Source organism: Nemorincola caseinilytica, assembly GCF_039540515.1.
Taxonomy (GTDB): Bacteria; Bacteroidota; Bacteroidia; order Chitinophagales; family Chitinophagaceae; genus Nemorincola; species Nemorincola caseinilytica.
The window spans coordinates 1-5,982 of record NZ_BAABFA010000003.1 but is presented as its reverse complement, the minus strand read 5'-3'; the positions used below and the strand labels follow the sequence as shown (position 1 = coordinate 5,982).

1 protein-coding gene is annotated in these 5,982 nt (G+C 50.7%); it reads left to right on the top strand.

Features of this window, described 5'->3' with window-relative positions; translation table 11 throughout:
• Positions 1 to 570: 570 nt before the first annotated feature.
• Positions 571 to 5,982, top strand: a 5,412-nt coding sequence (locus ABD843_RS00920) for an Ig-like domain-containing protein (RefSeq protein WP_345077111.1), incomplete at its 3' end; no start/stop codon positions are given.

The window sequence follows — 5,982 nt, the reverse complement described above, 5'->3', positions numbered from 1 at the left end:
AACCCGCTATGATGTGACAGCACCTGCTACTTCTGTAGCACTCCCTTACGACCTCGCAGCAGGCATGTATATGTGCCACTTCCAGGGATCTGATGGAAATGCTACAACTGTAAGACTCGTGTATAAACCATAAAAGGAAGAGTATAAAACGAAAAAGGTTCTGAACATTCAGGACCTTTTTCGTTTTTATGAACCATACTTAAATATCGCTCACCCAAAAAATAAGCACCCAAAACGAACAAATGTCTGAAAGGATATTTAAGACCCATGTTATGATACGGTTCGTAAGATGCATTGTTAGGTAATGGACCTGCACACTACGATCTTGATACATGCTCGCGACCATCATCAAAACACACTGACAATCATTGTGTTATCGATTTGTTATTGCGCAAATATCGCTCATTTATATAGGTAATTTTAGCCTCACAAATAGCCATTTCAGCACCTGAAAAGTGCCTTTCATACCTATAGCACCTACCGATCATTTATTGAGTGTATAAATTCACGACCATTCTCTATTTGCGCATCACATCAATGAGGAAACATTTAATACAACATACTATGCAAATGAATGCTACGACACAAGTAAAAGGGAAAGTATACAGGTCAGGTCTCCTGTTCCGGGGTGCCGCATACCTGCTGGCAATAATGGGGCTGGTATCAGGCGTTGCACTTATACCCACCAACAGCTATGGCCAGGAATGTCTTTCATGGAACAGGGCAGGTGACTACGTTGTTGATGTAGGCACCACGAAAGCCCACATGGCCATGATGGACAGTACACCATATGTGGCATTCGCCGACCCCTACAATGCCTATAAGGTATCGGTAAAGAAGTTCGATGGTACCAACTGGGTATTTGTTGGCACACCCGGCTTTACCCCATATACGGCAACACCCATGATAGCTATTCACAATGGAGTGCCTTATGTGGCCTATTCACAAATGGGAACGAGCAAAGCCTCTGTGATGAAATTCAATGGCACAAGCTGGGTATTGGTGGGCAGTGCGGAATTCACACCTTCAAACAGTAATGGTGTCAAGATCGCGATCTCCTCATCAGGCACCATTTTCATTGCTTATGTGAACTCATCGGGCAGGCTTACTGTTATGAAGTATAATGGTACATCATGGGTACTACTGGGCAGTGAAGGGTTCACGAACGTAGGCGGGAACACGCACAACCTGGCAGTAGATGGCAGCGGCACACCTTATGTGAGTTTTGGGGACTATAATGGCCCCGTCACTGCAGACTATGGCAAGGGAAGTGTAATGAAATTCAACGGTACATCATGGGAATATGTGGGCAGTCCATTCTTCTCAGAAAGAATGACCGCCAATGCATCGTTCATCTCTTCGGAGAGTGGCACGCTGTATATGGCCAATTCACACTTCACTCCGCATCCCAATGTACTGAAGGTATGGAAATACGATGGCAGCAGCTGGACAGAGACCTCGGTAGGCATGAAGGATATAAACCGCAATGCAAGCCTTGCGCTGGACTCGAACGATGTTCCATATATAGCATACGAAGACCTGAATTCTCCATTATCTGATGTTACGGTAAGGAAATTCAATGGCACCTACTGGGAATTCATTGGTCTGAACCCAGCATCGGCGCCATACACATACTATGCAAGTACTACCATGTGCATAGGCAGCAATGGTGCACCCTGGGTGTTATCGCATTTGGGCAACACCAGCAAGATGCAGGTGTACAGGCTGCAGCCCACAGCGCCTACCATAGGTGGTACGGCATCGGTATGTAATGGCAACACCACCACACTTACCAATTCGTACTATGGCGGTGTATGGAGCAGCACTGCACCCGAGGTGGCCAGTGTGGGTACATCGGGTATAGTGACGGGCAATAGCGGCGGCAATGCCGAGATATCTTACCAGATAACGCCCACCTGCGTGGCCAGTACCACCGTTACGGTGAACACATACCCCACCCTGATGCCGATAGCAGGCCCCACTACCGTATATACCGAAGAAGGCACCGCACTTTCCAATAGCACTCCCGGTGGCACCTGGATATCGTCTGCACCGGCCGTAGCAACAATAAGCGGCACAGGTGTGGTAACAGGCGTAACACCCGGTACGGCAAAAATATCTTACACTGTAGCCAACGGCACATGCGCCACTACGGTCACTACGAATGTCACTTCGGTGCTTTCGTGTCTCAACTGGCTGTCTACCAGTGCCGAACCTCTGTCGCCGGGCATAGCCAATGTGCAGGGCATGGTGTCTGACAACAGCGGGAACCTGTACATGGCATACAAGGATCAGGATAACGGGAACAGGGCCATAGTAAAAAAATATGACGGTACATCATGGACGATAATAGGTGATGACTTTGCTACGACCAATGGAGTATCGGACCTGCAACTGGCAGTAGACAATGCCGGCAAACCATACCTCTTCTTCTGCGATGTACCCAGCAGCGGAAGAGGTACAGTGATGAGCTATAATGGCACCAGCTGGTATGTTGTAGGCGGAGAACCGGTATCTGCATACCAGGCCGCATACCCTGCATTAGCGATAGACGGCAGCGGCATGCCGTGGGTAGTATATAATGATGTACCCGCCTCGCCTACACAGTATGTAAAGAGATTCGATGGCACGAACTGGGTAACAGTAAGCATGTCTTTCACACCATCATCGGCATCATTCTATTCCATGGCGTTCAATAGCACAGGCACACCCTACATAGCCTTTGCCGATGCGGGAACTACCAATGGCGCAAGCGTAATGAGCTATAACGGCAGTACATGGTCGCTGGTAGGCAGCAGGGGCATAGCTGCAGGCGCGGGTGCAGCAGAAGACGTAACAATAAAACTGGACAATACGGGCACACCTTATGTGGGCTTTATAGATGGCAGCGCCAGCAATGGCTATTCGGTAAGGAAATACAATGGCAGCAGTTGGGAAGGCGTAGGGAGCAACGGCTTTGTACAGCCTCTTAAACCCGCAATGATACTGGATGCGAACGGGAAGCCTATAGTATCGTATGCCGACCTATCGGCCGACGAGAAATTGACCGTTAAAAAATTCGATGGAAGCAACTGGGTAACGCTAGGCAATGCAAGTTTTACCGGCAGTGCGGTGAACCAACGACCTGCGATAGCTATGAGCAATGGCACCCTATATGCCGCCTTCAGCCGCATAAGCTCTATGTTCTACAAGGCAGAAGTGTATAAATACGGTCATGGCGGATCATATACTATCACCTCATCGGCAGGTGCGCATGGCAGTATATCTCCCAATGGCAATAGCACACTTTGCGAGGGTAGCACACAAGTATATACCATTACCCCTGCATCGGGGTATCATGTACTGGATGTGACCCTTGATGGCAGCAGCGTAGGCGCTGTCACCACCTATACACTTTCGGCCATTGCTGCGGCACATACCGTCAATGCTACCTTTGAAGAGAACTGCGACCCTGTGACCATCACATCGGCAGCCGCCGTTACCAACGTAAACTGCTACGGAGCCACTACTGGCCGCATAGTGCCCAATGTGAGTGGCAGCACACCGTTCACATGGGCGTGGAGCAATGGCGCCACTACGGCCAGCCTTACCAATGTGCCTGCGGGTGCTTATACATATACGGTAAGCAATGGTTGCGGATCGGTAACAGGCACTGCCACCATATCGCAGCCCGCTGCTGCCCTCACCCTATCTACCACCGTCACCAATGTACTTTGCAATGGTGGTAGCACAGGTAGCGTATCGGTCACAGCTACGGGTGGCACCTCGCCATATACGGGCACCGGCAACTTCACCGGTAAGGCAGCAGGCCCTTATAGCTATACCGTGACCGATAATAAAGGTTGTACATCGAACGTTTCGGGCACTATTACCCAGCCCGCTGCAGCACTCGTAGCATCCAAGACCATTACCGATGTGAACTGCTTTGGTGAGAGCAACGGTAGTGTACTGGTAAGCGCCACAGGCGGCACCACGCCATATACAGGCACCGGCAACTTCACCGACCTCTCAGCCGGTTCGTTCAGCTATACCGTTACCGACAATAATGGCTGTACTTCTGTAGCCTCGGGCACAGTAGCCCAGCCTACACAGTTCGTATCCTCAAAGAGCGTTACCAATGTACTCTGCTTCGGCAACAATACAGGTAGCGTTACCATCAGCGGTACGGGCGGCACCACTCCATATACAGGCACCGGCACTTTCGGCAGCCTTGTGGCAGGCACTTACACCTTCGCTGTTACCGATGCTCATGGATGTGTATCCAACCAATCGGCTACCGTTACACAACCTGCAGGTGGCCTCGTCGCCTCCAGCAGTGTTACCAATGTGTCCTGCTTTGGCGGCAATACCGGCAGCGTAGTGGTAAGCGCCACAGGCGGAACATCGCCCTACACAGGCACCGGCAACTTTACCGATAAATATGCCGGCCCTTATAGCTATACCGTTACCGACAACAACGGATGTACATCTACCACTTCAGGCACTGTGGGCCAGCCCTCACAACTAGTGGCCACCAAGTCTGTGACCAATGTGCGCTGCAATGGCGAGAACAATGGAAGGGTGATAGTAGGAGCCACAGGCGGAACATCACCATATACCGGCACAGGCACTTTCAGCGGCCTCTCTCCTGCACCATACAGCTATACCGTTACAGACAATAAGGGTTGTACATCTACCGTATCGGGAACCATCACAGAACCAGCCGTACTCGTAGCTTCCAATACACCTGCGATAGCAGTAAATAGCTTCAACATACTTTGTAACAAGGGCGTTACCGGCAGCACGGTCGTATCGGCCACAGGTGGTACCACCCCTTACTACAATACCGGCAATCATACCGGCATGGACGTAGGAGCATACTCTTTCACCGTTACCGACAACAACGGATGTACCGCTTCTACCTCAGGATCGCTCACTCAGGCTCCTCCTTTCTATGTTAGCGCATCAACCTCGGATGACACTATATGTAATGGCGAGTCGGTGACGCTTTCTGCTACAGGTGGCGCAGGTGCTTTCCTGTGGGGCGCGAACAATGGCATTTCTACTACCTACTCTTCTGCGCCCGTTACCGCTACGCCTTCTACCGGCATACCTACTGTAACAGTAGGCTATACCGTTATCGGCTTCAACGTATATGGCTGCTCAAGCGAGCCTGACACTGTAGATGTGACCGTACTGCCTATAGGCTACTTCACAGGTTACTCGGCCGTTTGTACCGACTTCTCTGTAGACCTCGATAATGGTACACCCGGTGGTGTGTGGTCTACACCAGACACTACTTATACCACACTGGACCAGAACGGACTTGTAAGCGCATTCCACAAAGTACTCGGCGCTACCTATCCCGGTTCTATAGAAATAACATACACTATGCCTAATGGCTGCTACAGGACAAGGACAGAGACCATCTACCCTACTCCTGATACCATATACGGACCGGAAACTGTTTGCCCCAACTCTTCCATCATACTCACTCAGACAGTATGGGGTGGCGTTTGGACCACGAACAATACTTCTATTGCGACCGTGGCACAGGTAGTTCCAAACGCTTACAACTACGGCAGGACAACTGGCATTATAGCAGGTACTGCTATCGTCAGCTACTCAATGCCCGGCACCGGCTGCTATGTCACCAAAACAGTGACCGTAGAACCACTGGCCGCCATCACCGGTCTTACAAACACCTGTGTGGACAATACAATACAGCTCAGCCACCCAAAAAGCGGAAGCCTCTGGAGCTCAAGCGCTACCGCAAAAGCTACAGTTAACAACGCTTCAGGGCTTGTAACGGGTGTGAGCACAGGTTCGGCCATCATCACCTATATGGTGAACCCTACCTGCTATGTGACTCATACCGTGAACGTGAACACCACTCCTACTCCCATCACCGGCGTAGCAGCCGTTTGTGAGAATGCCACTACAACACTGGCCAACACAGTAGCAGGTGGTACATGGAGCAGCAGCAGCCCCGCAACAGGTTCG